21 protein-coding genes and 1 pseudogene are annotated in these 24,361 nt (G+C 69.9%); 9 read left to right on the top strand and 13 right to left on the bottom strand.

What is annotated here, in order from left to right:
- The first annotated feature begins 270 nt into the window (after window positions 1-270).
- Window positions 271-3,198 (top strand): SpoIIE family protein phosphatase, encoded by a 2,928-nt coding sequence (locus ACF08B_RS37665; RefSeq protein ID WP_392321536.1) that lies wholly within the window; start codon window positions 271-273, stop codon window positions 3,196-3,198.
- Between the two features lie 118 nt (window positions 3,199-3,316).
- Here the strand turns inward: ACF08B_RS37665 and ACF08B_RS37660 are convergent, their stop codons facing one another.
- Window positions 3,317-3,757 carry a PfkB family carbohydrate kinase gene (locus ACF08B_RS37660; RefSeq protein WP_392321535.1) on the bottom strand — a complete coding sequence of 147 codons (441 nt, stop codon included), beginning with the start codon at window positions 3,755-3,757 and terminating at the stop codon, window positions 3,317-3,319.
- Window positions 3,758-3,988: 231 nt separating this feature from the next.
- Here ACF08B_RS37660 and ACF08B_RS37655 point away from each other — a divergent pair, with 231 nt between their 5' ends.
- Window positions 3,989-4,780, top strand: a complete 792-nt coding sequence (locus tag ACF08B_RS37655; RefSeq protein ID WP_392321534.1) for a GNAT family N-acetyltransferase — start codon at window positions 3,989-3,991, stop codon at window positions 4,778-4,780.
- On the top strand, window positions 4,777-5,001 hold the full coding sequence (infA, locus tag ACF08B_RS37650; RefSeq protein WP_392321533.1) for a translation initiation factor IF-1: 225 nt from the start codon (window positions 4,777-4,779) through the stop codon (window positions 4,999-5,001). Before ACF08B_RS37655 ends, infA begins: the two co-directional genes overlap by 4 nt.
- 788 nt (window positions 5,002-5,789) lie before the next feature.
- Here the strand turns inward: infA and ACF08B_RS37645 are convergent.
- Window positions 5,790-6,263: a VOC family protein gene (locus ACF08B_RS37645; protein ID WP_392321532.1), complete on the bottom strand. Its 474-nt coding sequence runs from the start codon at window positions 6,261-6,263 to the stop codon at window positions 5,790-5,792.
- Between the two features lie 248 nt (window positions 6,264-6,511).
- On the opposite strand from ACF08B_RS37645, the gene ACF08B_RS37640 reads away from it, so the two are divergent.
- Entirely contained in the window at window positions 6,512-7,363 is an 852-nt protein-coding gene (locus ACF08B_RS37640) for a class I SAM-dependent methyltransferase (protein WP_392321531.1), read from the top strand.
- A 26-nt stretch (window positions 7,364-7,389) separates the two neighbouring features.
- On the opposite strand, the gene ACF08B_RS37635 is transcribed toward ACF08B_RS37640, so the two are convergent.
- The 3 genes from ACF08B_RS37635 to ACF08B_RS37625 form a co-directional block, all read right to left on the bottom strand.
- Window positions 7,390-8,034 carry a dihydrofolate reductase family protein gene (locus tag ACF08B_RS37635; RefSeq protein WP_392321573.1) on the bottom strand — a complete coding sequence of 215 codons (645 nt, stop codon included), beginning with the start codon at window positions 8,032-8,034 and terminating at the stop codon, window positions 7,390-7,392.
- A 350-nt stretch (window positions 8,035-8,384) separates the two neighbouring features.
- Window positions 8,385-8,681: a hypothetical protein gene (locus ACF08B_RS37630; RefSeq protein WP_392321530.1), complete on the bottom strand. Its 297-nt coding sequence runs from the start codon at window positions 8,679-8,681 to the stop codon at window positions 8,385-8,387.
- 702 nt (window positions 8,682-9,383) lie between these two features.
- Window positions 9,384-9,668 carry a cupin domain-containing protein gene (locus ACF08B_RS37625; RefSeq protein ID WP_392321529.1) on the bottom strand — a complete coding sequence of 95 codons (285 nt, stop codon included), beginning with the start codon at window positions 9,666-9,668 and terminating at the stop codon, window positions 9,384-9,386.
- Window positions 9,669-9,838: 170 nt separating this feature from the next.
- Here ACF08B_RS37625 and ACF08B_RS37620 point away from each other — a divergent pair, with 170 nt between their 5' ends.
- Both ACF08B_RS37620 and ACF08B_RS37615 read left to right on the top strand, forming a co-directional pair.
- Window positions 9,839-11,494 (top strand): hypothetical protein, encoded by a 1,656-nt coding sequence (locus ACF08B_RS37620; RefSeq protein ID WP_392321528.1) that lies wholly within the window; start codon window positions 9,839-9,841, stop codon window positions 11,492-11,494.
- Between the two features lie 72 nt (window positions 11,495-11,566).
- Window positions 11,567-11,887, top strand: a complete 321-nt coding sequence (locus tag ACF08B_RS37615; protein WP_392321527.1) for a hypothetical protein — start codon at window positions 11,567-11,569, stop codon at window positions 11,885-11,887.
- 43 nt (window positions 11,888-11,930) lie between these two features.
- Here ACF08B_RS37615 and ACF08B_RS37610 read toward each other — a convergent pair.
- From ACF08B_RS37610 to ACF08B_RS37600, 3 genes and pseudogenes are all read right to left on the bottom strand, one after another.
- A pseudogene (locus ACF08B_RS37610) lies at window positions 11,931-12,334 on the bottom strand (TraR/DksA family transcriptional regulator).
- Between the two features lie 181 nt (window positions 12,335-12,515).
- Window positions 12,516-13,520 (bottom strand): D-erythronate dehydrogenase, encoded by a 1,005-nt coding sequence (gene denD / locus ACF08B_RS37605; protein WP_392321526.1) that lies wholly within the window; start codon window positions 13,518-13,520, stop codon window positions 12,516-12,518.
- A gap of 359 nt (window positions 13,521-13,879) precedes the next feature.
- The gene (locus ACF08B_RS37600; RefSeq protein ID WP_392321525.1) at window positions 13,880-14,641 is read right to left on the bottom strand and encodes a DeoR/GlpR family DNA-binding transcription regulator; all 762 of its coding nucleotides are present in this window, start codon (window positions 14,639-14,641) and stop codon (window positions 13,880-13,882) included.
- A gap of 91 nt (window positions 14,642-14,732) precedes the next feature.
- On the opposite strand from ACF08B_RS37600, the gene ACF08B_RS37595 reads away from it, so the two are divergent.
- The gene (locus ACF08B_RS37595) at window positions 14,733-15,941 is read left to right on the top strand and encodes an MFS transporter (RefSeq protein ID WP_392321524.1); all 1,209 of its coding nucleotides are present in this window, start codon (window positions 14,733-14,735) and stop codon (window positions 15,939-15,941) included.
- A gap of 611 nt (window positions 15,942-16,552) precedes the next feature.
- Here the strand turns inward: ACF08B_RS37595 and ACF08B_RS37590 are convergent.
- The 3 genes from ACF08B_RS37590 to ACF08B_RS37580 all read right to left on the bottom strand — a co-directional run bounded on the left by ACF08B_RS37590 (window position 16,553) and on the right by ACF08B_RS37580 (window position 19,114).
- Entirely contained in the window at window positions 16,553-17,023 is a 471-nt protein-coding gene (locus ACF08B_RS37590) for a DIP1984 family protein (RefSeq protein ID WP_392321523.1), read from the bottom strand.
- Between the two features lie 529 nt (window positions 17,024-17,552).
- The gene (locus tag ACF08B_RS37585) at window positions 17,553-18,026 is read right to left on the bottom strand and encodes a VOC family protein (RefSeq protein ID WP_392321522.1); all 474 of its coding nucleotides are present in this window, start codon (window positions 18,024-18,026) and stop codon (window positions 17,553-17,555) included.
- Between the two features lie 182 nt (window positions 18,027-18,208).
- Complete coding sequence (locus tag ACF08B_RS37580; protein ID WP_392321521.1) at window positions 18,209-19,114, bottom strand: NmrA family NAD(P)-binding protein; 906 nt, start codon at window positions 19,112-19,114, stop codon at window positions 18,209-18,211.
- Between the two features lie 478 nt (window positions 19,115-19,592).
- Between ACF08B_RS37580 and ACF08B_RS37575 the strand changes: the two genes are divergently transcribed.
- On the top strand, window positions 19,593-20,069 hold the full coding sequence (locus ACF08B_RS37575) for a MarR family winged helix-turn-helix transcriptional regulator (RefSeq protein ID WP_392321520.1): 477 nt from the start codon (window positions 19,593-19,595) through the stop codon (window positions 20,067-20,069).
- A gap of 163 nt (window positions 20,070-20,232) precedes the next feature.
- Entirely contained in the window at window positions 20,233-20,997 is a 765-nt protein-coding gene (locus tag ACF08B_RS37570) for an SDR family oxidoreductase (RefSeq protein ID WP_392321572.1), read from the top strand.
- Between the two features lie 291 nt (window positions 20,998-21,288).
- Here ACF08B_RS37570 and ACF08B_RS37565 read toward each other — a convergent pair whose 3' ends face one another.
- Both ACF08B_RS37565 and ACF08B_RS37560 read right to left on the bottom strand, forming a co-directional pair.
- A complete protein-coding gene (locus ACF08B_RS37565; protein WP_392321519.1) occupies window positions 21,289-22,056 on the bottom strand; it encodes a hypothetical protein in 768 nt (255 codons plus the stop codon).
- Between the two features lie 57 nt (window positions 22,057-22,113).
- Window positions 22,114-23,544, bottom strand: a complete 1,431-nt coding sequence (locus ACF08B_RS37560) for a selenium-binding protein SBP56-related protein (RefSeq protein WP_392321518.1) — start codon at window positions 23,542-23,544, stop codon at window positions 22,114-22,116.
- Window positions 23,545-24,361: the final 817 nt, after the last annotated feature.

Here is a 24,361-nt window from a genome sequence, read left to right as displayed (position 1 = left end):
CCAAACGCCACATAACGTAGACCTATTGCCAAAAGCCAATGGACAGGATTAGATCGCCTGAATTCATCCAGATTAGGATGGGTCCGGCGGATGTAGATCACTGCGGTCCGCAACCGATCACACAGAGCCCAGCCAGCACCCGAGCGGTGAGCGGAGGCGACAGTCGGCGTGGTGAATACCAGAAGCAGCGATGCGAACGGCATCGACTCCCCCAAGTCCCGCGCTCACCGTCCACCGCACCAGGCACAAGGCCCGCGAACCCGGCAGACCATGGGGCCCCTCGAACGCCACAGCGTGCGCATGCGGCTGCTCGACGCCGTGGACGAGGACCGGCGCGACGTCGACGTGCTGCTGACGGCGCTCCAGCAGGCCGTGGCCGAGGTGCGCGGCTTGGGCGGAATGATCCATCTCCCGGGCGGCGGGATGAGCGGCATCCTCTACCTGGTCGCCGACAGCGGCCTGCCGGAGTCGATGACCCGGCCCTGGTTGATCATCCCCGCACAGGGCACGGCACCGCCCAGCCGGGCCGCCCGTCACGACGCCATCACGTGGCAACCGCACCTGGCCCCGCCCGACCCGGTGCCGGGCCGGGACCCTGCCGCGCTGTGGCCTTCCCGGCTCCCCGCCGGCATCGCGCACCTGGCCGTCCCCATTCCGGGCGGCGGCAAGCGACGGGGCGCGCTCTCGGTCCTCTTCTCAGCGGATGACCAGCCCGGCGCGGCGGAGTGCGCGTTCCTGAACGAGGTGGCCGCCTGGGTGTCCGGGAGGCTCAGGGCTTCGGGGATCCTCAACCCGTCCCCCGCCCTGCTGCGGGCCCTGGAGAACGGGCCCGGATCTGGGGAAGTGGATCCCTGGGATGCGGAAGGGGCGCCCTCCGTCACCTACACATGGGACCTGCGTACCGGTGAGCTGACCTCCGACCGGCCCGTGGAGAAGGTGCTGACCGGCATCGATCCGGAGGTGATGGCCGGCGGCATCGAGGCATGGGCGGCGCTGATCCACCCCGATGACCTCCCGGGGGCGGTCACCGGCTTCGACATGGGCATCCAGCTCCGCGGCGGCTTCCAGGACGAGTACCGGATCCGGCGCCAGGACGGCACGTACCTGTGGATCGAGGCTCGCGCCCGGACGATCACGGACGAAGCCGGGGCACCGGTGAAGGTGATCGGCACCCTTCGTGACAGCAGCGAAACGCACACCGCCGCCGAGTCGGTGGGACGGGCGCTGCGACACATGAGCGACGGCTTCGTCTCCGTGGACACGGACTGGCGCATCGGGTTCCTCAACGAGGCGGCCGAGGAGCTGTTCGGTCCCGCGGGGGACGTGGCCGGATCTCTGCTCTGGGACATTCCCGCACTGCATGCCGTGCCGGGGCTCGAGCAACGGTGTCGGGCGACAGCGGCCGAGGACGAACCGGCCGGATTCGACGTACCGGGGCCGGACGGGAGGTCCTGGTACCACCTGCGACTGGTACCGGTCCCGGAAGGACTCACGCTCTACATCACCGACACCACCGAGCGGCATCTGCGCGAAGTCGAGCGAGCCGAGGCGGAACGGGCAGCCGCGGAACGGGCGGCCCTGGTCCAGCGGATCACGCGGGAGCTGGCCGAGGCGGCCACCGCCCAGGATGTGATGGCGGCAGTGGCCGACGGCGTGATGACACCCCTTGGGGCCACGGGACTGGTCATGCTCGGCGTGGCGGGCGACCGGCTCACCGTCATCGGCTCCCGTGGATATCCGGAACGCTTCCTCCGACTTCTGGACGGCACCTGGGAACTGGGGGACACGGCGAACCCGGTGGGGTACGCCCTGCACACCCGCGCTCCCCTCTGCATCTCCTCGCCCGAGGAGATGCTGGAGAGTTACCCGGCAACCGAGAAGCTGGTCCGGGAGGGAGGCAAAGCGACGTGGGCCTTCCTCCCGCTGGCCGTGTCGGGGCGCGAGATCGGTGCGGCAGTGATCTCCTTCGGCCGGCCACGGGCACTGGGCGAAGAGGAGAAGACACTGCTGGCGGCTCTCAGCGGACTGATAGCGCAGGCCCTGGAGCGGGCCGGGCTCTACGACGAGGCGACGACGCGAGCCCGTACCCTCCAGCGCAGCCTGCTGCCCAAGGCACTGCCCGAGCTGCCTCAGGTGACGACGGCGGCCCGCTACCAGCCGGCGAAACAGGGAGCCGACGTCGGTGGTGACTGGTACGACGTGATCCCGCTTTCCGCGGCAAGGGTGGCACTCGTGATCGGCGACGTAATGGGCCACGGCATGGCCGAGGCCGCCATCATGGGCGGCCTCCGCACGGCCGTGCGCACCCTCTCGGAACTGGATCTACCGCCCGACGAAATCCTCAGTCACCTCAACGACATCGTCGGCAGCCTGGGAAGCGACGCTTTCGCCACCTGTCTGTACGGCATATACGACCCGGTGACCCGGCGTCTGTCCTACGCCAGCGCCGGTCACCCGCCCCCGGCCGTGGCTCACCCCGACGGCACCGTCACCTTCCTGCCTGTCACTCCGGACCCGCCGTTGGGGGTGGCCGCTCCCCCGTTCGAAGCCCTGGAGACCCTGCTGCCCGCCGACAGCCTCCTCGCCCTCTACAGCGACGGTCTCGTCGAGAGCAAGGACAGGGACATCACCACCGGCATGCGCCACCTCGCCGAGCTCCTCTCGCAGTCCGTGAACGCCCGGGCGACCTCGCCGGCGGACGCGTCGGAGCTGGACGCCCTCTGCTCCGCCCTCGCCTCCGCCCTTCTCCCGGCCCACGGCGCACTGAGCGATGACGCCGCCCTGCTGCTGGCCGCCACCCACCCGCTGGCCGCGGAGAATGTGTCCGAGTGGCCGTTGCCCGAGGACCCGATGGCGGCAGGTCAGGCCCGCGAGCTGGTCCGTTCACAGCTCACCGAGTGGGGCCTGACCGATGAGGACCTGATCATGACCACCGAGTTGCTGGTCAGTGAGCTGGTCGGGAACGTCGTCCGGCATGCCTACGGCCCCATCCGGCTGCGCATGCTGCGCAGCCGCACACTGACCTGTGAGGTCTCCGACGCCAGCCTGACCACACCGCACATCCGCCACGCCTCCGCCATGGACGAGGGAGGGCGCGGCCTGCAGCTCATCTCCGCACTGTGCCAACGCTGGGGCACCCGGCACACCCGAACCGGCAAGTCCATCTGGACGGAGCAGCCCCTTCCACGGTCCCAATGATCTCCGAGCGTGGCGGGTGGCCGGGCCGACGGCACATCAGGCGCGACCTGTGACCGCCTTCGTGTCGTCCGGCGAAGTCACCGGCAGTCCTGTGCCCCTGACGCCGGATCAGCTCGCCCTACGGCGAGACCGTCGCACTCTGCCGCGGACTGTGGGCACTCGGTGTCGGCCGGCCGCAGCCGAAGGCGGCCTCCACGAAGCACTGGTGGTACGCCGCCTGAGCGCCCTGCCTCAGGGCGCGGTCCAGGGCTCGGGCGGGCAGTGCCGTGCGCCGGGACCATCCGTCGCGCAGCAGTGACACGACGAACCCGGCGAGGAACGCGTCCCCGCAGCCCATCGTGTCGTGCATCGCATCGGGGTCCTCGGCACTCGCCGGTGTGGCGGTCGTGGTCCGGCCGTCGTGGGCGATCGCCCCGTCGAGACCCCGGGTGGCCAACGCCGTTCCGACCCCTCGCCGCACCGCCTCGGCGAGCAGTCCGCGGGTGGTGGTCTCGTCGAGGTGCGATCGCGTCAGAACAGCGCTCCGACACGGAGGTGGGACCCGAGCGCTGTCCCCCACCCGGTGTCGCGGCGCGGTCGGTACCGGCACCGAGGGCCTGCTCACAGAAAATGGTTTGAGCGAGACGGCACCGCTCCCCTACCTTCGTGGTGGACCGTGAAGTCGTCGTGTGGAGGTGAGCCCCGTGAACACAATCACCCATGGGTGCTCCCTCAATCCGTCACGGTCCGGCGGCTGACATTCGGTGTCGCCAGGAGCGCCTGAGATCGAGGCACTCCTGAGGAGACTCCGATGAGCACAAGACCTTTCACTTCTGGCCTGAGCGACAACGCGGTGATCGTCACGCGCGTCGCGGACAGGCAATGGCATGCGCTGGAAGACGACCTGGTGGTCGGGCGCGGGCATGCCCAGCACCGGCCCGACGGACGCCTGTTCGTCAGCATCGACGCCTGGAACGACGCCGCCTTCGACCGGCTCGCCGAGGCGATGGTCGCGGAACTGCCGGCGCCTCTCTACACGGTGGTCGACGAAGCCGACGTCGAGCTGACGGCCGGCTGGCGGCGCGCCGGTTTCACGATCCGGCGCCGCGAGTGGGAGTACGTCGTGCCGACCGACCCGCGGGTCACAGGGCTCGAAGCAGTCCTGCCGCCTGCGGGCGTGACGATCGTGCCCGCCGGTCAGGCGGACGAGAGTCTGCTGCGGGCGTTGGACCGTGCGATCCGTGACGAAGTCGAAGAGACCGTCGGATGGCAGTCGATGCCCGCGGAGGTGATTCCCCGCCCCGCAGGCGACACCATCGTCCACCCGTCGAAGTACGCGGTGGCGGCGACGCCGCACCGCTACCTGGGGCTGATCCGGGTGGTCACGGTGAAACGGCCCCGCATCGGGTTGATCGCGGTCCGGGCCGGCGAGCAGCGCCGCGGCATCGCGCGGGCGCTGTTGGCCCACGCGCTCGGAACGCTGTACGGCTCCGGGACCGCCGCCGCCTGGACCGAAGTCCACGAGTCCAACCAAGCAGCCTCGGCGCTGTTCGACGGCATCGGCGCCCGGCCGATGAGCAGCAACCTGGAGCTGGTGCGATGACGAAGCACAAGAACGTCATCGAGGTCGAGGGCAAGGTCGTCGAGTGCCTGCGCAGCGCCATGTTCACCGTGGAGCTCGAGAACGGCCACCACGTGCTCGCGCACATCAGCGGGAAGATCCGCAAGCACTACATCAAGATCATGCTGGAAGACCGGGTGCTGGTGGAACTCCCGCCGTACGACCTGACGCGTGGCCGGATCGTGTTCCGGTACCGGAACTAGCGGCGGTCGGCACCTTCCGCGCAGGCCGTTCCTGAGGCGCCCCGGTCACGACTCTTGCGTGACCGGGGCTCCGAATGGCCTACAGGGCGGCGATGTCACCGGCCCATCCCACCGAAGGCGCACACGCGTTGCATCGGCTCGGTGGGGCGCCCTCGACGCGTACACGCGACAGTGTGCGGCAACTGCCCGATCCACGGCTTCGAAGCCAGGCCCGGACACCACCGCATTCCGGCCGGCTCCGCTACGGCGGCATACGCGGCCCTGGGGCAGAGGGGTCCGGCGGTGGTGGCGGGGCGGGACAGTCGCGCCGGTGGCACGGCCGCCACCGGGCAAGACAGCGCGTCCTCTATCGGTGGCCGCGCGAGGATCAGCGGCGGTGGTCGGTGCTGTAGCGGGTGGTGGCCCCAGAAGGCGACGTGGAGGTCCACACCGGATCGGGCGGAGTGGGACGGGCGGGTGACCCGTACGGCAGCCAGGGTGAGGTCGCCGCCGCAGCCGGGACTGCCTGCGCCTTCGTGCGGGAGGGCGCAGGTGTGCCACATGCCGGCGCCGGTGTGGGCGCCCGGGCGTGCAGTCGGTGAGACCCCTTACGCCCGCCCGGACCGGCGCAGCAGGAGCGGCGAGGGGCCGCGCGAGAAGACTCTGGAGGCCGCGCGAGAGCGCGGTCGTGCGATTTCCCCGTCTCGGCTGCTTGAGCGGCAGCCGGCTCCGCCGGGTACGGCGCTCGGTTCGAGGCGTGTTGTCTGGTCCCGCGGCATGAGAGACGTACCCCTGACGGGGCGCCTTCGTCAGGTTTCGTTGTCGACACGCGCCAAGATGCCTTTGAGCAGCCCCGTGGCCTGACCCACCTCGATGAGGTAACCGTCCGGATCACGCATGTAGCAGCGCAGCTCGGCACGGCGGTCGATGGGCGGGGTGAGGAACTCCGCCCCTTTGGCGCTCGCCGTGGCGTAGAAGTGGTCGATGTCCGCCACCCGTACGTTCAGGAAGCTGGAGACGGTGTTGAGGTCATCAGGCGTGCGCAGGACGACATCGGGCTTGTCGTCGGTGGGCCCGCCGCCCGGGTTCATGATGATCCAGCTGTTGGCGACCTTGACGATGCAGGGGTTCTCGTCCAGCACCACCGTTCCACCGAGTACGTCGGCGTAGAACGCCCGCGAGCGAGGGACGTCGCTGACCGTGATGAAGTGCGTGAGCACCAGGCCTTCAGCCGGTGCGGGAAGGTCGTCGGCTGTAGCGCCGGCAGACGTGAAGTCGGACATATGTCGAGCGTATGGCGCGCATGGCAGTGCGGCATTCGCAGCCGGCGCGCCTCTTCACCTGGGAAGTGCCTCAGGTTGGTGCAGAAACAAGGACCTCGACGATGCGCTACTCAGGGTGACTGTTGATCTTCACCTGATAGTGCCCTTTTTGTAGTCGTGGGCAGTCGGTGCGCGCACGACTGGCAGGCCGCGCATGAAGATGACTCCACTCATCAGGCCACCTGGATACGACCGTCTAGGCTGGCGCGGTGACTGATGAGCAGGAGCGGGTGCAGCCGTCGGGAGTGTGGGCCACAGCGGTGGGAGTGGCCAGGGTACGGGCGCTGGAGACCGAGCGGGAGAACGCGCTGTTCCGCGACCCACTCGCACAGGCCTTCGCCACCGCAGGCGGCCTGTGGCCCTCCTCGCCGCCGCTACCCGATGACGAGGCCGCGCGACGGCGCCGGCTGGCCGTGTCGTTCTCCATCGTGATCAGGACGAAGTTCCTGGACGAGCTGTTGCAGCAGGCCTCCGCCTCCGGGGTCCGGCAAGTCGTGCTGCTCGGCGCCGGCATGGACAGCCGGGCGTTCCGGATGGACTGGCCCGAGGGCACCCGGCTGTTCGAAGTCGACACCGCCGCGCCACTGGACTTCAAGGCTTCCGTGCTGCGCCAGGAGCGGGCCGTCGCACGCTGCGAGCGGATCACCGTCGCGGTGGATCTGCGTGAGGACTGGCCCGGCGCGCTGGCCACCGCGGGGCACGACCCGACGTTGCCGACTGTGTGGATCGCCGAAGGACTGCTGATCTATCTGCCCGAGGACGCGGTGGAGGTGCTGCTGGCCCGGATCAGCGCGCGGTCGGCGGCGGGCAGTCGGATGGGGCTGACGTTGGGCTCGCGTGGCGTACTGGAGCGCTTCGGCGCCGATGCCGTGCCGGGATCAGCGGCGTCCATGTGGGTCTCGGAGATGCCCGACGACCCGGTGGGTTGGCTGGCCGGGCACGGCTGGGAGGCCGAGAGCCACACCCTGCACGAACGCGCTGCCGCCTACGGCCGCCCGCTCAGCACCCCGCCGCAGCGCGAGGAGGGACCCGGCGGACTGATCTCGGCAGTCCGCCGGTAGAGGGCTTCCTCGAGTGGGGCCTGGCGTCACCTTCGCCAGAAGAGGTGGTGCGTCACGCCGCTCGGACTGGGCACGTTCTCCAGGTGGAACCGGTCGAGCAGCTCATCGGGGGACTCCCAGAGCCGTAGGCCGGACCCGAGCTTCACCGGCGAGACCGCCACGTGCATGGTGTCGACGAGGTCGGCATCAAGGAACTGCCGGACGGTGGTGACCCCGCCGCCGAGCCGGACGTCCTTGCCCTGCGCCGCTTCCCGTGCCTGTGCGAGGACCGCGGCCGGGCTGCCGTCGACGAAGTGGAACGTGGTGTCGGACAGCACGAACGACGGACGCGTGTGGTGCGTCATGACGAACACCGGGGTGCGGAACGGAGGCTCCTGGCCCCACCAGCCGCGCCAGTCATGGTCATGCCAGGGCCCGCGCTGGGGCCCGAACTTGTTGCGCCCCATGATCTCGGCGCCGATGTTGCGCGCGAAGTCCCGCGTGAAGTAGTCGTCGAGGCCCCGGCTGCCCCCGGAATCCCCGCGCATGGGCCAGCTCGCCGTGGCTCCGGCCCAGGAGAACAACCTCTCGGGATCATCGAAGCCGAACGGCCGCTCGAGACTCTGGTGCTCACCGGCACCGATTCCGTCACTCGAGACGTTGAAATTCATGACTTTCAGCAGTTGCTCCACGTGCGTCCTCGTCAGTTCTGTCGCGCCGGTGTGCGGGAAAGCGCCGCACATCTTGACGTCGAACGGGACGTGGCCGGATCGACAGCTGCGCATAAACTTCTTCGCGGCGTGGCAGGAGCCGACCCGTGCGTAGGAGCGTTGCCCCGTTGCGGTCCTGGTAGCCGGGTGCGGTGAAACGAAGGGAAGAGCGATGCGGGACCGGCGGTCAGGAGCTTGGCGCGTGCAGAGCGTCCGGTAGGTCTCGTCGGGCCTCGTTTCGGGCCTGCGCCAGGCAGGCCGCCGCCGCCGGCAATCGGCTGCCGCGAGCCGACCGCTGGACCTCCAGCGCTACCGCAGCGACGACCATGCGGTCAGGGTGTGTCGCCGGAATAGTGGAAGCGGCAGGCCACTCCCGGGCCCGGTATGCGCGGTTCGTCGGCGCTCGGGTCGTACAGTGCGCGGCCGCCGGGCCACCGCGACAGCTCGGTGGACAGCGCGACGCCACCGTCGACTTCTTCCGCCGTCCACCCGGTGATGTCAAGCAACAGACCGTCCAAGGGGCCGCCGACGAGCGTGGCGTACGTCCGTTGGGGCAGGGGGCCGGGATTGGGGTCGTCGTGGTCGCAGCCGTAGACCCGGCCACGCAGCAACTGCTCATCGCCGTTCATACGACCAGCCTCCCAGCCACCACCGACAACCCGGGCAGGCGTTGGGTCGTTCGCCGTGCGGGACGGCCGGATCAGCGAGGCCGCCGGCAACCCTGCGCCCAATCGCCCTCCGGCGAGTAGGCCAAGGCGTGGAGCCCAGGGGATCGTGGGCGCGGCCTCGGGTGATGCTGTGGTCATGTCCCGGGCTTCTCAGCAAAGCACCCTCAGGACCCGTGCACCAGCAGCGGGAAGAGCGGGGTGGTCCCCCGGGTCGTCAGCCTAAAGGGTTTCCGGCATCTCCATCGCGCTCTCGTCGTCCGCCGCGGTCGGCAACGCCTTATGGCCCTCCGACCAGTGATTGATCCACCCACAAACGCCGCATGCGTACCGGCCATTGACCCCGGCGACCTCGGAACCGCACCTGCCGCACTGCGTCCGGGTGATCTCCTGGCCGGCAAGGAACGCGGCGGCGGCCGCTGCCCGTTCAGGATCCGGCACCGGCTGTACGCGCTTCCGTGGTCGACTCACGCCCTCGACCCTATCCGCGGTTCAAGCGCAGCGAACCCGTCGGGGCCGAAGCGACGCTGCGGTGGCCCGGCCGGTGTTGAGCACTCCCCGGTCCCGGCTGCGGCCGTGGGCAGGGCGGCACGTACTGGACATTGCTGTACGGCGAGTGCGCGGGACCGCCGTTGGTTCAACGTGTTTCGTCGACTTCAGGTGCCGTCACTTCAGTTCGATCTCGATGAAGGTCAGCGGGGCGGCACCGGTGTTGACGACTTCGTGTTCGGCGCCGGCAGGGCGCGCGTAGGACTGGCCGGCCCGCAGTTGCGAGGAGGTGACCGTGCCGTCGGGAGTGACCACACCGGTTTGCCCGTCGGTGACGGGTACGACGACGTAGTCGTACTCGTGCACGTGACGGCCGGTGCTCTCCTGGGGTTCGAAGTCCCAGCGGGTGACCCGGACCCGCTCGTCTTCGTGCTGCACGGTGGCGCGGGCGGTGGTCGTCACGGGCGATCTCCTCATCGTCGGTTGCCGTACCGGTACGGCTGATGTCCCAGGTGGCAGGCTATCCGCCGCGTGCCGCGACGGCGGGGAGGTGTCCGCTCCTCGCCGGGCGAACGCGTCGGCGAATGTGAGGATGACGATCGGTCGACGGACGGCGGACACACGGGGTGGCAGTGGCGAGAACATCGGTCGAGGCGGTGGACGCGGTGGACTGGAGCCGGTTCCACACAGGTAACCCGGACCACCATCCGATCGAGGAGGTGCCACGAGCACTGCGACGCCTGGTCAGAAAAGGTCCTGAGGCGACGGAGGAGGACTGCTACCCGCTGCACGACTGCTTGTTCGGGCCGAAGGGTGCGCTGCCGTCAGCCGCGATCGCGGCCCTGCCGTTCCTCGCGGCACTCGCCTCCGACCCCGCCAACGGGGCGCGGCTCGCCCTTGTCGAGCTCCTCGACGCTCTGAACGGCGCGGCGCGTGGGGGCGGTGAACAGGGCCCGCGTGAGCAGTGGCAACAGGAGTGGCGACGTCAGGGCAACGCCATCCTGGCCCTGCTCGCGGACCCGGACCAGGAGATCCGCCGTGCTGCCATCCCCCTCGCGGACGGCAGCACGTTGCTGGAACGGTGGCGCACCGAGCCCGACCCGGCCGTGCGCGTGGCTCTGCTGCTGGCGTTGTCCACCTCCGCCGCCGCTACCACCAGCGAGCCGGACACTCGGGCTCCTGACGGCCGGGATCAACTCGCCTCCGCCGTAGGAGCGGTGCTGCACCAGGTATTGCGGGACGACGAGCCGGTGATGAAGGTCGCGGCCGTGTTCGCCTGGGCGTCCCTCGACCGTGACGTTCCCCTCCGCCACATCGACCTGCTGCTGGACGTCCTCACCGATCCCGCCGTACGGCCCCGCTTCGAGCAGATCTGGTTGCTGCCGGACGTCGAAGGCTCCCTGACCCGTGACGACGTCGTCCCGTGGGTGACCGGTCTCTTCGACCACGTTCCCCGGATCGCCCTGTCGTTCGTGATCCGGTTGGCCGAAGCGGCGGAACGCACCGCGGACACCGGGCTCCGTCGGGTCGTCCTCGACGAGGCATGGCGGCTCTTGGTGCTGCTGCCCTCCGCGGCCCCGTCGGTCCTGCCGCTCGCGGCACGTCTGCTGGATTGCACCGACAGCTGTGCGCGGCTGAAGGCCACTCATCTCCTCGCGATGCTCGCCCCTCACTCCGCACCGTACGCCGACCGTCTGACGACACTGCTCGACGACCCGGGAACCGACGACATCTCCTGGATCGAAGGGACAGTCGGCGCGTACGCACGCTGGGCCCTCGTCCGTCTGGGCGACCCCCGTGCCCTCCCCGGCCTCGTCGAGTACCTCTGCGCGCCCTATCGGGAGCACTACGGACGCAGCCATGTGAGGGGCGACCCGCGCCTTCCGGAGATCCACGAGATCCTCGCCCCTCTGCGGGAGCACGCGGATGTCGTGCTGCCCGCACTCCTTGAGGAGGTACGGCAGCAGTACGCACACCGCGACGAACACGGCCCGCTCACCGGCGACCTTTTGAAGATCGCCGAAGAGTGGGGGCCGGACGCGCTGCCCGCGCTACCGGACATCCTGCCGCTCCTGGACGATGCGCAGTACTCGCTCAGCGTGGTCGACGTGCTGGTCGCGATGGGTCCGGCCGCCTCGTTCACGGCGCCCGCCGTGCGCGACGCGGTGGTCCTCGACCACCCGGCCAATCACCACAAGATCGCCTGGGCCGCGTGGCGCATCGCAGGCGACGACGGCACCGCGCTGCGCCTCTTGGGCGAGGCGGTGGAACACGATCAGGGCCCGTGATACGGGCCGGTCGCCCTCCTGTCCGACTTCGGCTCCGCCGCCGCCGAGCACGCCGGGCGAGTACGTCAGATCGTGGAGGACGCCAAGCACGGGCAGGTAGAGGCGGCGGTCGCACTGTGGGCGATCACCGGCAATCCGCAGCCGACCCTGTCGGTACTGGAGAACACCGTCCTGAGCTTCACCGAGGACGACGACCGATACGGGTACCTCCTCGAGGCACTCCGCGGCTTCCTCCGCATCGGCGCCACCACGCCGGCCGCACGGACAGCGCTCGACATCATCAGAGCCCGCGATCGCCGCCTGTCCCACTACAGGGACTACCGGGCCATCCTCGACGACCAGGAACTCCGATCCGCCATGGAGGCGGTGCTCGCCCTCCCTGCAACGGATTGATGGGGCATCGGGATCGCCGTCGATCGCCCGACACTCGCCGGCGTCAACCGCGCGGTGGGCCGGACCCGGCGCAACGGACACAGGTCGTCGCCGCTGGACGGATCTCCAGGCGTTCGGGCGGGATCGTCCCGCCGCAGCCCTCACACTGCCCGTACTGGCCCTGTTCGAGTCGTTCCAGTGCCCGGTCCAGTTCTCTTGAAGGTGCTCACGCGTCTGCGCCATCAGCGCGGCAACGTGCGCCCGCTCGAAGGCGGTGGTGCCCCCTTCGGGATCGTGCTCGTCGTCCACCGCGACCAGGGCGTTCGCCGCGACGATCCCGTCGAAGTCACGGCTCAGCGCGGCCGCCCGGGCGAGGGTGTCCGCACGGTCGGCGGCGAGGCGTGCGCGCACGGTCGAGACGGTGGACGGGCCGGGCTCGTCATGGCCGTAGCGGACTTCATCACCCATGCTCCGACAACGCTGATCCGTGGTCCTCGATTCCCCCTCGCCGTCCGTGTGCCGCCGCCGGGCGGCCAAGGTGCGGTACCTGCGCCGGCAGGGAGCTGGATTGCCGGCCACGTAGGTGGCCGCAGGAAGCAGCGCCGGCATGCGAGGACCTGCCACGGGCGCAGACTGGACGGCGGCCGAGTCAGGACTGCCGCCCGGTCCGTTCGGCGAGGTAGCTCCGGACGAGGGACGGGAAGCCGGGGTCGGGCCGCAGGCCGAGGGCGGCGGCGCGGCGGTTGTCGAAGACGGCGGGCCAGGAGGCCACGATGGCTTCGACGGCCGGGTCTGGTGCGACGGTGACCAGGTCGGCCACGGCGTCGCCGGCCAACTGCCGCAGCACGGCGAGCATCTCGGCGACCGTCACCGTGAGGGCGGGGAGGTTGACCGGTGCTTGGCCTTGGAGCCGCCCGGGCCCGGCGCCGCGGTCGACCTGCGCGATGCGCAGGAGGCCTTGGAGGGTCGTCCGGGGTGACGCCAGCGCCACTCTCAGGTCGGGCCGCACAGGACAGGTGGCCGGGAGTCCGGCGAGGGGTTCGCGGATGATCGAGGACAGGAAACCGGAGGCGGCCGCGTTCGGGCGGCCCGGCCGCACGCTGACGGTCATCAGCCGGGCTACGCGCCCGTCCAGGAATCCGCGGCGGGTGTAGTCGGCGATCAGGTGCTCGCAGATCAGCTTCTGCGTTCCGTAGCTCGAGCGGGGCATCGCCGGGGTCGCCTCGCCGACCACGGGCGGGAGCGGCAGGGCGGCGTCGTGGCCGTAGACGGCGAGGCTGCTGGTGAACACCACCCGTGCCACCTGTCCCTGTGCGGCGGCCTGGGCGCGTGCGGCATCCAGCAGCGCACGGGTGGTGTCGATGTTGGCGCGCATACCGAGGTCGAAGTCGGCCTCGCATTCCGCGGACACGGCGGCGGCGAGGTGGAACAGGACGTCGACCGGTTCGGCGAAGATCTCGTCGAGCCGGTCGTTCAGATCGCCGTGGACCAGGTTCACGAGCGGATCGGCTGCGATCGTGGAGTGAGGTGCCCTGACGCGGTCGGCGAGGACCAGCCCGGTGAACCGCACACCGTTGAAGGCGCGTTCGCGAAGGAGGGCCGTGGCGAGTCGCTCCCCCAGGAAGCCGGAGGCACCGGTGATGACGATCCTCATGCGAGCTCCTTCCGGGCGGGGTGATCGCCTGCGCGGGCTGCGCCCGAGGGAGGTACGGCCAGGCTGCTTGCCGCAGCGAGGGTGGGCAAGACCAGGCTGATCGACGCCATGCCGCTATCCCCGCGCGCCGGCCCGCGGACCACGCTCATGCGTCGTCCCGCCTCTCCCCCGAGGACACCGCCCATCCGGCGGCGGCGGTCGCACTACCCAGCCCCACCCATCCGTCAAACAGCGCAGTCCTCTCCGTCCCAGCGCCGCCGCACCGGACAAGCCCACTTCACGCCATTCACCGGGCGGGCCGAGAGGTCCGATGACCGGGCGGCTACACCGGCGAGTGGGCTGGACCTGACCAGCCGTGGTCAGACGGTCTTGACGACGGTGCCGGCGCCTTCCAGTGCGGTCACCTCGTCGGGGGGCGCGGTGGCGTCGGTGACGAGGGTGTGCAGGAGCGCGGAGGGGCCGACGTAGGCGTAGGCGGTGCGGCCGAGCTTGCCGCCGTCCGTGGCGACGATGGTGCGTCGGGCGGAGGCGATGCTCGCCTTCTTCACCGCGGCTTCGTCCAGGTCGTAGGCGGTCAGGCCGTCGGCCGCGCTCAGTCCGCAGCAGCCGAGGACGGCGGTGTCGAAGCGCAGGGCTGCCAGGGAGGCGAGGGTGAGGGGGCCGGTGAGGGCTCCCTCGGCGGCACGGGGCTGCCCGCCGGGCACCACCAGCGTGGCCGGGCCAGGTGTCTCGCCGAGCAGGTGGATGGCCTGCAGGGACAGTGCCATGACGGTGACGGGCCGCTCGCGCAGGAGACGGGCGACCTCGAGGCAGGTGGTCCCGCTGTCCAGCAGGACGCTCTCACCGTCGGCGATGAGGGCACAGACCTCGGCTGCGATCCGGCGCTTGGCGTCCACCGCCTCGTGGGCGCGTAGCGCGAAAGGGGGCTCCGCGCCCCTGAGCAGCAGCGTGCGTGCCCCTCCTCGGACGCGTTCGAGGACGCCCTGCGCGGCCAGGGTGTCGAGGTCGCGCCGGATGGTCATCTCCGAGGCGCCGGTCAGCTCGGCGAGTTCCTGGACCGTGGCGCCGCCGGAGTCCCTGACGGTCTTCGCGATCAGCCCGTGCCGGTCTGCGTTGCTCATACCGGGATTGAACACCACCCGAAAACAAACATGCAAGGCGTTCATAAGAGTGCCTTCCGAACACGAGTAGTGTTCGTTTACGGTGGTCGGCATGGAACGTTCGCTTCGAGCCGCGCGTGTGGCGACCTATGTCTACTTCGTCCTGTGCGGCACCCTCATGGGCGCATGGGTCGTGCACATCCCGGCCGTCGAGGAGCGGGTGGGCATCAGCCACGCCACGCTCGGCGGCTTGCTGGTACTCCTCGGGCTCGGAGCCTTCGCAGGAATGCAGATGGCCGGCCCTTTGACGGACCGCCTCGGCTCACGCGTCGTGGTGCCGGCCGGCGGCACGCTGTGCGGCGCGACCCTGGTGCTGCCCGGACTCGCCCATGATCCGTGGACGCTGGCAGGAGCGCTGTTCGTCTTCGGGTTCTGCAACGGCTGCCTGGACGTCAGCATGAACGCCCACGCCGTGCACGTGGAGAAGGCGTACGGCCGGCCCGTCATGTCGGGCTTCCACGCCACGTTCTCCGTCGGCGGTGTCCTCGCCTCCCTCGTGGCGGCGGGCGCGGCGAGCGCCGGCCTCGACCTCGTCGCAAGCATGGCCGCCACGGGAGCCGTTGGCATCGTGATCGCCCTGGCGTCGGCAAGCGCCCTGTTGCCGGCCGACCCCGCCGGCACCGGCGCCCACTCCGCGGACGAGGCCGAGGCATCACCGGTCGGCGCGCGCCACAGCACCGGGGGGCGGGTCTGGCTCCTCGCTGGCCTGGCGCTGATGGTCATGCTGTGCGAGGGCGCGGCCAACGACTGGAGCGCTCTGCACCTGAAGGACGTCCTCGGTGCGCCCGCCGGCACTGCCGCCTTCGCGTACGGCACCTTCGCTGCGGCCATGACCATCGGCCGGCTGGTCACCGACCGCCTCGTCGCCCGGTTCGGTTCCACGGCGATCCTGCGCCACGGCTCGGCCATGGCCGCTGTCGGCATCACGCTCGTGGCTCTCGGTCCCTGGATGTGGGCCGCGTTCGCGGGCTGGGCGCTGTTCGGACTGGGCCTGTCCGGGTGCGTCCCGCAGTTGTTCAGCGCGGCCGGGCACGCCGACCCCGCAGCCGCCGGCGCCAACGTCTCCCGCGTCGCCGGTCTCGGCTACGTCGGCATGCTCGCCGGTCCTGCCGTCATCGGCTGGTTGACCCACCTCGTCGCCCTGAACCAGGCCTTCGTCCTGCTGACCCTGCTGTGCGTGACCACCGCTGTGGCTGCCGGGGTCCTGCGCACCGGACGCGAACGCACGCGCCGGAGCGAGACGGTACGCATCGGCCACTGACCGCTTGTGCGGCACGGTCCTGACCGCCGTGCCGCACAAGCCCCCACTCCAGTACCCGTACGACATGCCCGTGCGGAAGGCTGGTGGGTCGCTGGCCCGTCCAACGGTGGGGACCTACGGCGGCGTGGGCAGCTGGCATCGGCTGTGAGGGGGATTTGTGCCTCGGCCAGCCCGCCTTGCGCGCCGGGGCCGCCGACGACGTCGCTCAGCCCCTCTCACCGTGGCAGCCGTCGTGGCGGTTTCTCTGACCGGCACCGGGTTGCCGTCTCGGCCGACCTCGCCGACACCGCTCCGACCAAGCCGGCTGCCGACTCCACGGGCAATGGATGAAGCGGTGACCAGCGTTCTCAAACTGCCCCGCCTTTCCCCATGGTGGTGCGATGTGGAGATCCCCGAACCCGCCCTCGCCGCCTCGGATCTGCACGTGGTGATGTGCTGTGCGATGTGCACTGTTACCTGTACGCGGTGCTGAGCTGCACTGTGTTGTGGGGAGTCGAACCCCCGCGTTGCTCTTCACGCGCCAGGAGTGGGCTGGAAAACCGCCGGCCCTCGGTGTGTGCACGCCTCCGAAGCAGCTACCTGCTCCACATCGTCCCAGTCTGTTGGACTACTCAGTCCAGCAGATCGACCTCCCAGTTCGTACGCTGGATCCGTACATCGACTTCGCGGATCTCTTGGGCGAGCGCATCCGCGTGACCGCGGAGTTCTGCGACCGGAAGCGCGGAAAGCATCATCAACTCGGACCGAAGCTGCCGGCCGTATCCCCGCTCGCCCTTGCCCGCCGCCGCGTCCGCTGCCGCGGTGACCACCGAGTGACGCAGCCGCAGGACATCCCGGCGGGCGAGGGCATCGGTGAGCGTGCCGTCCGGACCCATCTCCACGGTGGCATTGGTGCGGTTGATCCGCCGGATCAACGTTTCCAGAGCGTCCAGCACCTCGCCGGTCTCGGCCAACAGCTGTGCCGCATCCTCGGCGGGGGTCTCACCTTCCTGGTACCGCGCACTGCTGACCACACGCGCTCGCAGTTGTTCTACGCGGCGCGTCGCTTCCGCACGTTCCGCCAGTGCCTCAGCAAGCTTCACTGTCTCCCGCCTCCCCTCCATGAGATCGCACGAGTATACGAGTGCTAAGCGGCTCCCCCGCACCTGGATTTTGCTTCGCCGGGGCCCTGCTTCTACGTGGCAGGACTCGATGGTCAGCACGGCCAGCCTCGTGCGACATCGACCGCGGTAGGTGCGGGCAAGTGGAGCAGAGCCTGTGGGAGCGCGTAGGTGGATCTTGCGCATGGTTCGCCTCCTGGAGGTATTCGTGAGTGTGTGGTCGTCGCATGCCCTATGGGAAGTCGCGGACTCGGCCGCGGTGCTCAGGTGAACAGGACGCTCTCGACATCGATGCTGACGAGTTCCGTGTCCCGGAGCACTGGTTCCGTTCACATCAGGGGGTGAGCGACCCGGCAGGCGGGGGTCGCCCCGGGTCGGGGAGGACGACCACCTATGGGACGCCCGTACGGCCGACGGTGGCAGCGCGCGACCGCCGACGGTGCCGGCCGAGTCGAGGCGTCGGCCGACCGGAAGGACGCACCCTCGGTCCGCCTGCCTGGCCAGGGCGCGGTCAGCGGCCGGGGAAGCGCTGCGTGATCTCCTGGAGCACCCAGCCGTTGCCGTCCGGGTCGCTGAAGGTGGCGTAGGAGCCGTAGCTTGCGCGCTCGGGGTGCGGTCCGGTGATGCGCTCCTGGCCGCGACTGTTGTGCACGACTTCTCCGGCGTCGTGGCCGTGGAAGAAGACGCCCTTGTCGTCGTGGAACACTTCGCTCACCTCGATTCCGCGGCCGACGAGGTCCGCACGGGCCTCTTCGATGTCCGTGACGACGAGATACAGCCCCTGAGCCGAACCGGGCGCGGCCGTGGTGAGGCCCTTGCCGAAGAGGATCGAGGCCTCGGACCCGGGCGGGGTGAGGTGGACGGCCGAGTAGTCGTCGGTGATGTCCTTGGCGAGGTCGAGCCGGAATCCGGCCTTCTCGTAGAAGGCCCTGGCGCGGTCGACGTCGGAGACGGGCAGGACGAAAAGCTCGAGTTTCATGGTCATTTCACGGATCGCTTTCGTTGTCCGCGTTCCAGCACGTGTGCGGAACCGCGGTGTATGTGTGTGGGGGGGAAGAGGTCCGGCACACCTCATCCCCCGATGAGCGGGTGCGGTGGCACGGGAGCCTGTAACAGGGCGAAGGCGCCTGATCCTCCGGCCCGCGAGCGGCGAGCCGTGGGGGAATTTCAGCCCAGGTAGAAGTCCTGGCGTGCCGCGACGAATTCCTCGATCGTCTGGGCTGGGGTGCCTGTCAGGCGCTCGACGTCGTCCGAGGCCCGGTCGTATCGGTTCTGCTGATGAAGGCGGCACATGGTGACGATGTGCTCCTCGATGTGCGGCGGCAGGCCGATCGTGGACAGCACCTCTGTGCGCCACTGTTCGAGGGGGACGTCCACGTACGAGACGGGCCGGCCCAGCGCCTGGGAGAACGCCTCGGCCATCTCGGTCATGTCGACCGTGCGCGGGCCTGTCAGTTCGTAGACACGCCCCACATGCGGAGCAGGATCACGCAGTACGGTCGCGATCACCCTGGCGACGTCGTCCACGGCGACCGGTGAGGTGCGCCCCGCTCCGAAAGGCAGCTCGATGGTGCCCTTCGCGCGGATCGTCTGCGCCGGAAGCGTCGTGAACAGCGGGTTGTCCAGGAACGATGTGGGGCGGACATGGACCACCGGCAGACCTGACCAGTCGAACACCTGCTCCGCCAGCCAGTGGAGCCGCTGCTGACGGGATTCCGCGGTGCTGGTGGCGGTCATCTGCGACACGGTCATCTGAGACATGTCGAGGAGTGCGTCCAGCTTGCCGTACTCCCGCGCGACGCTCGCCACGACGGTCGCGGCGAGAAGGTGGTCCGGTGACACAGGCATGGCGAAGTACATGCTCCGGGCCCCCTCAAGCGCGGCCGAGACGGTCTCGGGGCGCGTGAGGTCACCGAGGACGACCTCCGCGCCGAGGGCGCGCATCCGCGCGGCACGGTCGTCGTTCCGGCGGACCATGACGCGCACCGGTACGTCCCGCGCGCGCAGCCCCTCGACGACAGTGCGGCCCACGCCGCCCGCGCCTGTGATGAGGACGGGGTTACTGGCGGCCATAGATCGGCGCCCCTTTCGTTGTGACTGAGTCTTGTGGGACTGGGTTCTCTGCGACTGGGTTCTCTGTGACTGGGCAAGATCGCGTCCGCGGCCGCACCCGGAACTCTCGCGCGGCCGTCCCGGCGGCGCTTCCCTGGGTCTCGCGGTGGGAGCAAGGAAGGACTCGATCAGCCCCACCCTGGATTTAGGAGCATATGCTCCTAATGGCTTGGGTGCAAGGGCCTCTGTTCTCTCGCGATGCAAGGCGGTCGCCGCCACCCGGTCACGGCGCCGCCACGAGCGGAGGCCTCAGCTACGCAATTCGGGCCGCCGGATCAACCCCCGGCAGATCCGACTGGCACACCCGCCGGATGCGCCGCCATTTGACCCTACGCTCCGGCAATTCGGCCGTCGCGGCCAACCGCAAGGGATGGCGTGGCCCTGCCTCGGTGCGGCACTACCGCATAGGAGCTCCAGGTTACGTGCATATACTCGTACATTGATCCCGGATCTGGAGGAGAGCATGGCCGACATGGAGAGGGACACCGTCGACTCCTGCAACAACCTGGCTCTGCGCAAGGCAGCCCGTTACCTGGGTGCCACCTACGACAAGGCGCTCGCCCCGACGGGTCTGCGCGCGACGCAGTTCAGCATCCTCCAGAAGCTGAGCACCCAGGAGCAGATCACCATCACGAGCCTCGCCGAGATGATCGCCATGGACCGCACCACCCTGGCCAGCAACCTCAAACCGCTCGCTCGGGAAGGCCTCGTCACCGTCGAACCGTCGCCGACGGACCGCCGCGCTCGCATGGTCGCTCTCACCCCCGACGGCCTCGCCCGGATGCAAGCCGCCCTCCCGTTCTGGCGCACCGTGCAGTCCGAGTTCGAGGAGAGCTTCGGCGCCGACAAGGCGGCCCGGCTCCGCGCCGCTCTCGAAGACATCCTCAACACCGGGTTCCACCCCTGGGCCGAGTGACGGACACCTGCCGCTGGGACACGTGCTGCCGGGGTGCGGTCGCGACCACTGAGGACGACGCTGAGGGAGGCTGCCGGCCGTAACCACTGTCCCCTGCCGGCACCGAACAGCGATGAAGGCCGGTGGCACACCGAGTGGCGCAGGAGGGATCACCGTGGGTGCGATGCGAGTCGCCGTCGCCGGAGCGACAGGGAACATCGGGGCACGGACCGCGGCCGCCCTGGAACGGGCCGGGCACGAGGTGGTGCGTATCAGCCGCTCGCTCGGCATGGACCTGATCACCGGGGACGGTCTCGACGCCGCCCTGTCCGGCGTCGACGCCGTCGTGGACGCGACGAGCCACGAGGCAGCCGACCGGGACGAGGCGGTGGCCTACTTCGGCACCGCGACCCGGAACCTGTTGGCCGCCGAGGCGCCGGCCGGCGTCCGGCACCACGTGCTGCTCACGATCGTCGGCGTGGACCGTGTCGAGGGGAACGCGCACTACGCCGGTAAGCGGGAGCAGGAGCGCCTGGTGTCCCAGGGCCCCGTGCCGTGGTCGATCGTTCCCTTCACGCAGTTCCACGACTTCGCCGCGACGGTGGTGGCCTGGACCGAGCACGAAGGCGTCGCCACGATCCCCCCGCTGCTCGTCCAGCCGATCGCGCCCTCGGACGTGGCCGACGTCCTCGCGGAGATCGCCGCGGGCACGCCCCAGGGGCGGTATCGCGACGTTGCCGGCCCGGAGCCGCAGGACCTCGTGGACATGGCCCGGCGTACCAACGACGCCCGCGGTCACAGCGTCAAACTCGTCCCGACCTGGTCATCCATTCTGGGGCCGGAGATGGCCGGCGACGTCCTCCTGCCCGGCGAGGACGCCCGTATCGCGCCGACCACCTTCGAGGAGTGGCTCGCGAACGATCGGCGAAGCGGCCGAGGCACCATCTAGTCGCTGCATGCGTCGAGGTTCGTCAACAGCGCCGTGCGGTCGCGGGCCGCGCTGCTGCGGGCATGGCGGGCGACCGGAACCGGTGCGTGCCGGGACCGCGCCGTCGCTCTCCGGGCGAGATGGATGGATGCCCGCTTCGTTGTACTGGCCGGTGATCAGGTCCGTTGAGCGGTCCCCCGGCGCAGAATCGCGAAAGACGGTGCAGCGCCACGGGCCGCCCGCCGTCCGCCGTCCGCCTGCGCGAGGGTCCGGTCGGCCCAGAAAGCTCATCGCGTTGTGCGGCTGTCGTGTTCAGCGGTGGGCTGCCCCGACGATAAGGACGACCGCGGTGAGGACGACCGCGATCGTCATCGCTGTCGTGGCAGGCGCCCCGAGGACTCGCCGGTTCGCTGGTCGCTGCTTGTGGGCGAGCCCGAGCGCCACCCACGCCGCCTGGGCCAGTACACCGGCGACCACGGCGAGGAGCCACGGCATGAGAGCGTCCGGAATGGGGGCGGCGCTCGTCACGAAGGCCCCCGCGATCGGACTCACGCAGGCGAGCCCGATCCATGGAGCCATACGCCGCCTCGGTTGCGTTCCCAGCAGCGCGGCCAAGGCGAGGCCTTCGCCGGCCGCGTGCACGAGGAGTGCCGCCACCACGGCGACCGAGGCGGTCAGGGCCAGGGTCGCCCCTTCCAGAAAGCGGTGCAGAGCGAGCCCCGCTGCCGCGCCTATGCCGCCCGCGCGCCCCAGTGCGCACGGGCAGCCGATGCGGGTCAAGGCGCCCACCAGCCAGAACGAGGCGAGCGCGGCCAGCGGCACCGCCCACTGCGGCACGCCGACCTCACGGGCCTCGTCCCACGCGTCCGGCAGAAGATGGAGGACCGCGACGACCAGCAATATCCCGGACGCAGCCGCCAGTACGAGCGACGAGCGGCCCGACGCCCGCCGCGCCGACCAGGCGCCCACCACAGTGGCCAAGGCCACCAGGAGCACAGCTACCAGTGATTCGGTGGAGGGCGGCTGCCATTCCGCTCCGTCGGCGGTGCGCGCGCCCACTGCCTGAGCCACGAGGAGCATGTTCCCTCCTGCAGGAGCGGCGGGCTACGCGCCCAGCGCCCGCGTGCGCCGACTTCGTCAGCGGCGGTAGCAGTAGGAGTCCGAGGAAGCATCGCCTCCTTGCAGGCGCGTCTGGTGCACGCGCAGGCCGAGGAAGTCCGCGCCGTGCGGGAAGAAGCGGCTGTCGACCGAGAGTCCCCCGTTCGAGGTGTCGGCGTCCAGCTTGATCATCCACGGATCGATGCCCGCGGGATAGAACTGTTCGTCCCAGGCGGCGTACAGGGAGTTCGTCAGGTAGACGCGTCGCCCGTCGCGGCTGAGCTCGACCATCTGCGCTCCGCCCGTGAGCGGTACGTCGGGCTCGGCGGGGTGCGGCTGCCCGCCGACGATGCCGCCAAGCCGCACGGCCGCGGTTTGTCTCGGATGGAACGGGTCGCTTACGTCGTACTGGAGCAGGTCGCCGGTTCCCCATGCGGAGATGTACAGCCACTGGTCGTCCACCGACAGATCGATGTCGGTGATCAACGGGGGGACGGCTCCGAACGGCTTCAGGGCCGGGGGCAGGTCCTCCGGCTGTGCGGGCTCGGCCGGAATGGTGATCACCTTCCGGACCTTGAAGTCCTCGCCCTCCCGGTTCCACAGCCATACCGAGGCCGACAGGTCCTCCACGTTGATCACGGTGTTGGTGAACCCCCACGTCGCCTCGGGGTCGTGCGCCGGGCGCAGTTCCAGCACCATCTGGTGTTCGTCACCCAGGTCCACCTCTTGCAGGTGCCGACCGGCTTCGAGGTCCCAGAAGTGCAGTGAGTGGCCGTACTGGCGGTTCAGCAGCAGTTCGGGGACGACGCCGTCCTCGATCATGGAGGGGCTCCCCCACTCACTGGTCACGGCGATGTTCTGGCGCAGATGCCACCAGACGTCGTAGGCGAGCTTCTGCGGCCCGCGCTCGCTCTCCCAGCTGCGCAGCACGTCGAAGCTTTCGTGGTCCAGGAGCGCCACGCCGCCGGGCCCGTCCGCACCGTCCGCGCCGCCCAGGCAGGACAGAAAGACTCCGTCGGGCCCGCAGTGCAGGGTGTGTGGGCGCGAATACCCGGCCTTGGCGGCCAGTTCCTCGGCCTCGATCACCTTGACCAGGCGAGGGCTCGCCGCGTCGGGGACGGTGTCGAAGACGTGCAGCCGGGAGGAGCGCAGCCCCGGAACGATGAGATAGCGACGCGCGGCGTGGTGATGACCGGCGTGCGCCAGCGCGCTCGAGCAGGCGTTCCAGCCGAAATGATGCAGTTCATTGCCCAGGTCGGGCAGCGTGGCGTGGGACGTCACGCGGCCGTAGGTCGGGGACGCGGGGGCGGTGTCGACGGTGAACAACGCGTCCGCGCGCTGTGCGGTCGGATCGAAGCCGACGACATAGGCAAGCTCCTCGGGGGGCGCGGCGACGGCATCGGCCGGGGTGCGGTACAAGGTCGGGTCACCGTGGCCGTCGGAGTCATGTAGGTGCTCGGTCGTTCTCATCGCTGTTCCTTACTCCCGAACGGAAGCCAGGATTGGGTGAACTCCCGGCAGACAGGCCGGCTCCCTCGTTCGGCATCGACGTGCGGCGAGGGCCGGATATGCCACCGAATCGAGCGTTTCACAGCCCCGGGAACTCTGCCAAGGCGGCAGCATGACGGCCATCCTGTATGAGCCATGTCCGACGGTTTCGCCCGCGTGCGGGCGCCCAGGAGGGCGCGGCCGTGCTCGGGCTGTCACCAGGGCATCGTCGCTGCTGTTGGGTACGGCGGGGGGCGTACATACGTGTGCAGGCGTTGCGAGGACCGCGCGCCACCGGCGGAGCCGCACGCTGAACCGGAACGCGGACGGGTTGGACGCTGCGCATCGTCGCCCCACGCACAACACGCCATGCCACCCGCGCGCCGGCCACCACCCCTCGGTCGTCAACCACCGGCGGACGAACCGGACGTGACCGCGGGTCAGTGCCCTGACCATACGTTTCCGTCGTTCCGGTGGTGTGCCGTTCCGGCATGGGTGCCCAGCGTCAGCCGCGTCGAATACTGGCCGGCGCATCACCTCGGCTGTCGGAAGGGGGCGGCATGCCCGACGGCAGGCACGCACCGGAGCCCGCGGGACCTTCGCATACCGCCATAGCCGGAATCCTTGCATCCGTCCAGTCCCGAGATGCAGTGCCGTGACGGGGCAGGCACGCGGCATGCCTACTGGATGCACCGGGGCCGCACGACAGAGCGGCTCCCCCACGAAGGAGTCCCCCTCATGTCCCTCACCGCCCCCACCACCCCCGGCACCTCCCGTAAGCGGCGACTGGCCCTGCTGG

Source organism: Streptomyces sp. NPDC015139 (genome assembly GCF_043079785.1).
In the GTDB taxonomy this organism is placed as follows: domain Bacteria; phylum Actinomycetota; class Actinomycetes; order Streptomycetales; family Streptomycetaceae; genus Streptomyces; species Streptomyces albidocamelliae.
The sequence above is the reverse complement of the archived record's forward strand: the minus strand, read 5'-3'. Positions and strand labels throughout refer to the sequence as shown.

Coding starts and splice junctions, on each gene's coding strand:
- ACF08B_RS37665 (WP_392321536.1), top strand. CDS start 271: ATGGGGCCCCTCGAACGCCACAGCGTGCGCATGCGGCTGCTCGACGCC.
- ACF08B_RS37655 (WP_392321534.1), top strand. CDS start 3,989: ATGAGCACAAGACCTTTCACTTCTGGCCTGAGCGACAACGCGGTGATC.
- infA (WP_392321533.1), top strand. CDS start 4,777: ATGACGAAGCACAAGAACGTCATCGAGGTCGAGGGCAAGGTCGTCGAG.
- ACF08B_RS37645 (WP_392321532.1), bottom strand. CDS start 6,263: ATGTCCGACTTCACGTCTGCCGGCGCTACAGCCGACGACCTTCCCGCA.
- ACF08B_RS37630 (WP_392321530.1), bottom strand. CDS start 8,681: ATGAACGGCGATGAGCAGTTGCTGCGTGGCCGGGTCTACGGCTGCGAC.
- denD (WP_392321526.1), bottom strand. CDS start 13,520: ATGAGGATCGTCATCACCGGTGCCTCCGGCTTCCTGGGGGAGCGACTC.
- ACF08B_RS37600 (WP_392321525.1), bottom strand. CDS start 14,641: ATGAGCAACGCAGACCGGCACGGGCTGATCGCGAAGACCGTCAGGGAC.
- ACF08B_RS37595 (WP_392321524.1), top strand. CDS start 14,733: ATGGAACGTTCGCTTCGAGCCGCGCGTGTGGCGACCTATGTCTACTTC.
- ACF08B_RS37585 (WP_392321522.1), bottom strand. CDS start 18,026: ATGACCATGAAACTCGAGCTTTTCGTCCTGCCCGTCTCCGACGTCGAC.
- ACF08B_RS37580 (WP_392321521.1), bottom strand. CDS start 19,114: ATGGCCGCCAGTAACCCCGTCCTCATCACAGGCGCGGGCGGCGTGGGC.
- ACF08B_RS37570 (WP_392321572.1), top strand. CDS start 20,233: ATGCGAGTCGCCGTCGCCGGAGCGACAGGGAACATCGGGGCACGGACC.
- ACF08B_RS37565 (WP_392321519.1), bottom strand. CDS start 22,056: ATGCTCCTCGTGGCTCAGGCAGTGGGCGCGCGCACCGCCGACGGAGCG.
- ACF08B_RS37560 (WP_392321518.1), bottom strand. CDS start 23,544: ATGAGAACGACCGAGCACCTACATGACTCCGACGGCCACGGTGACCCG.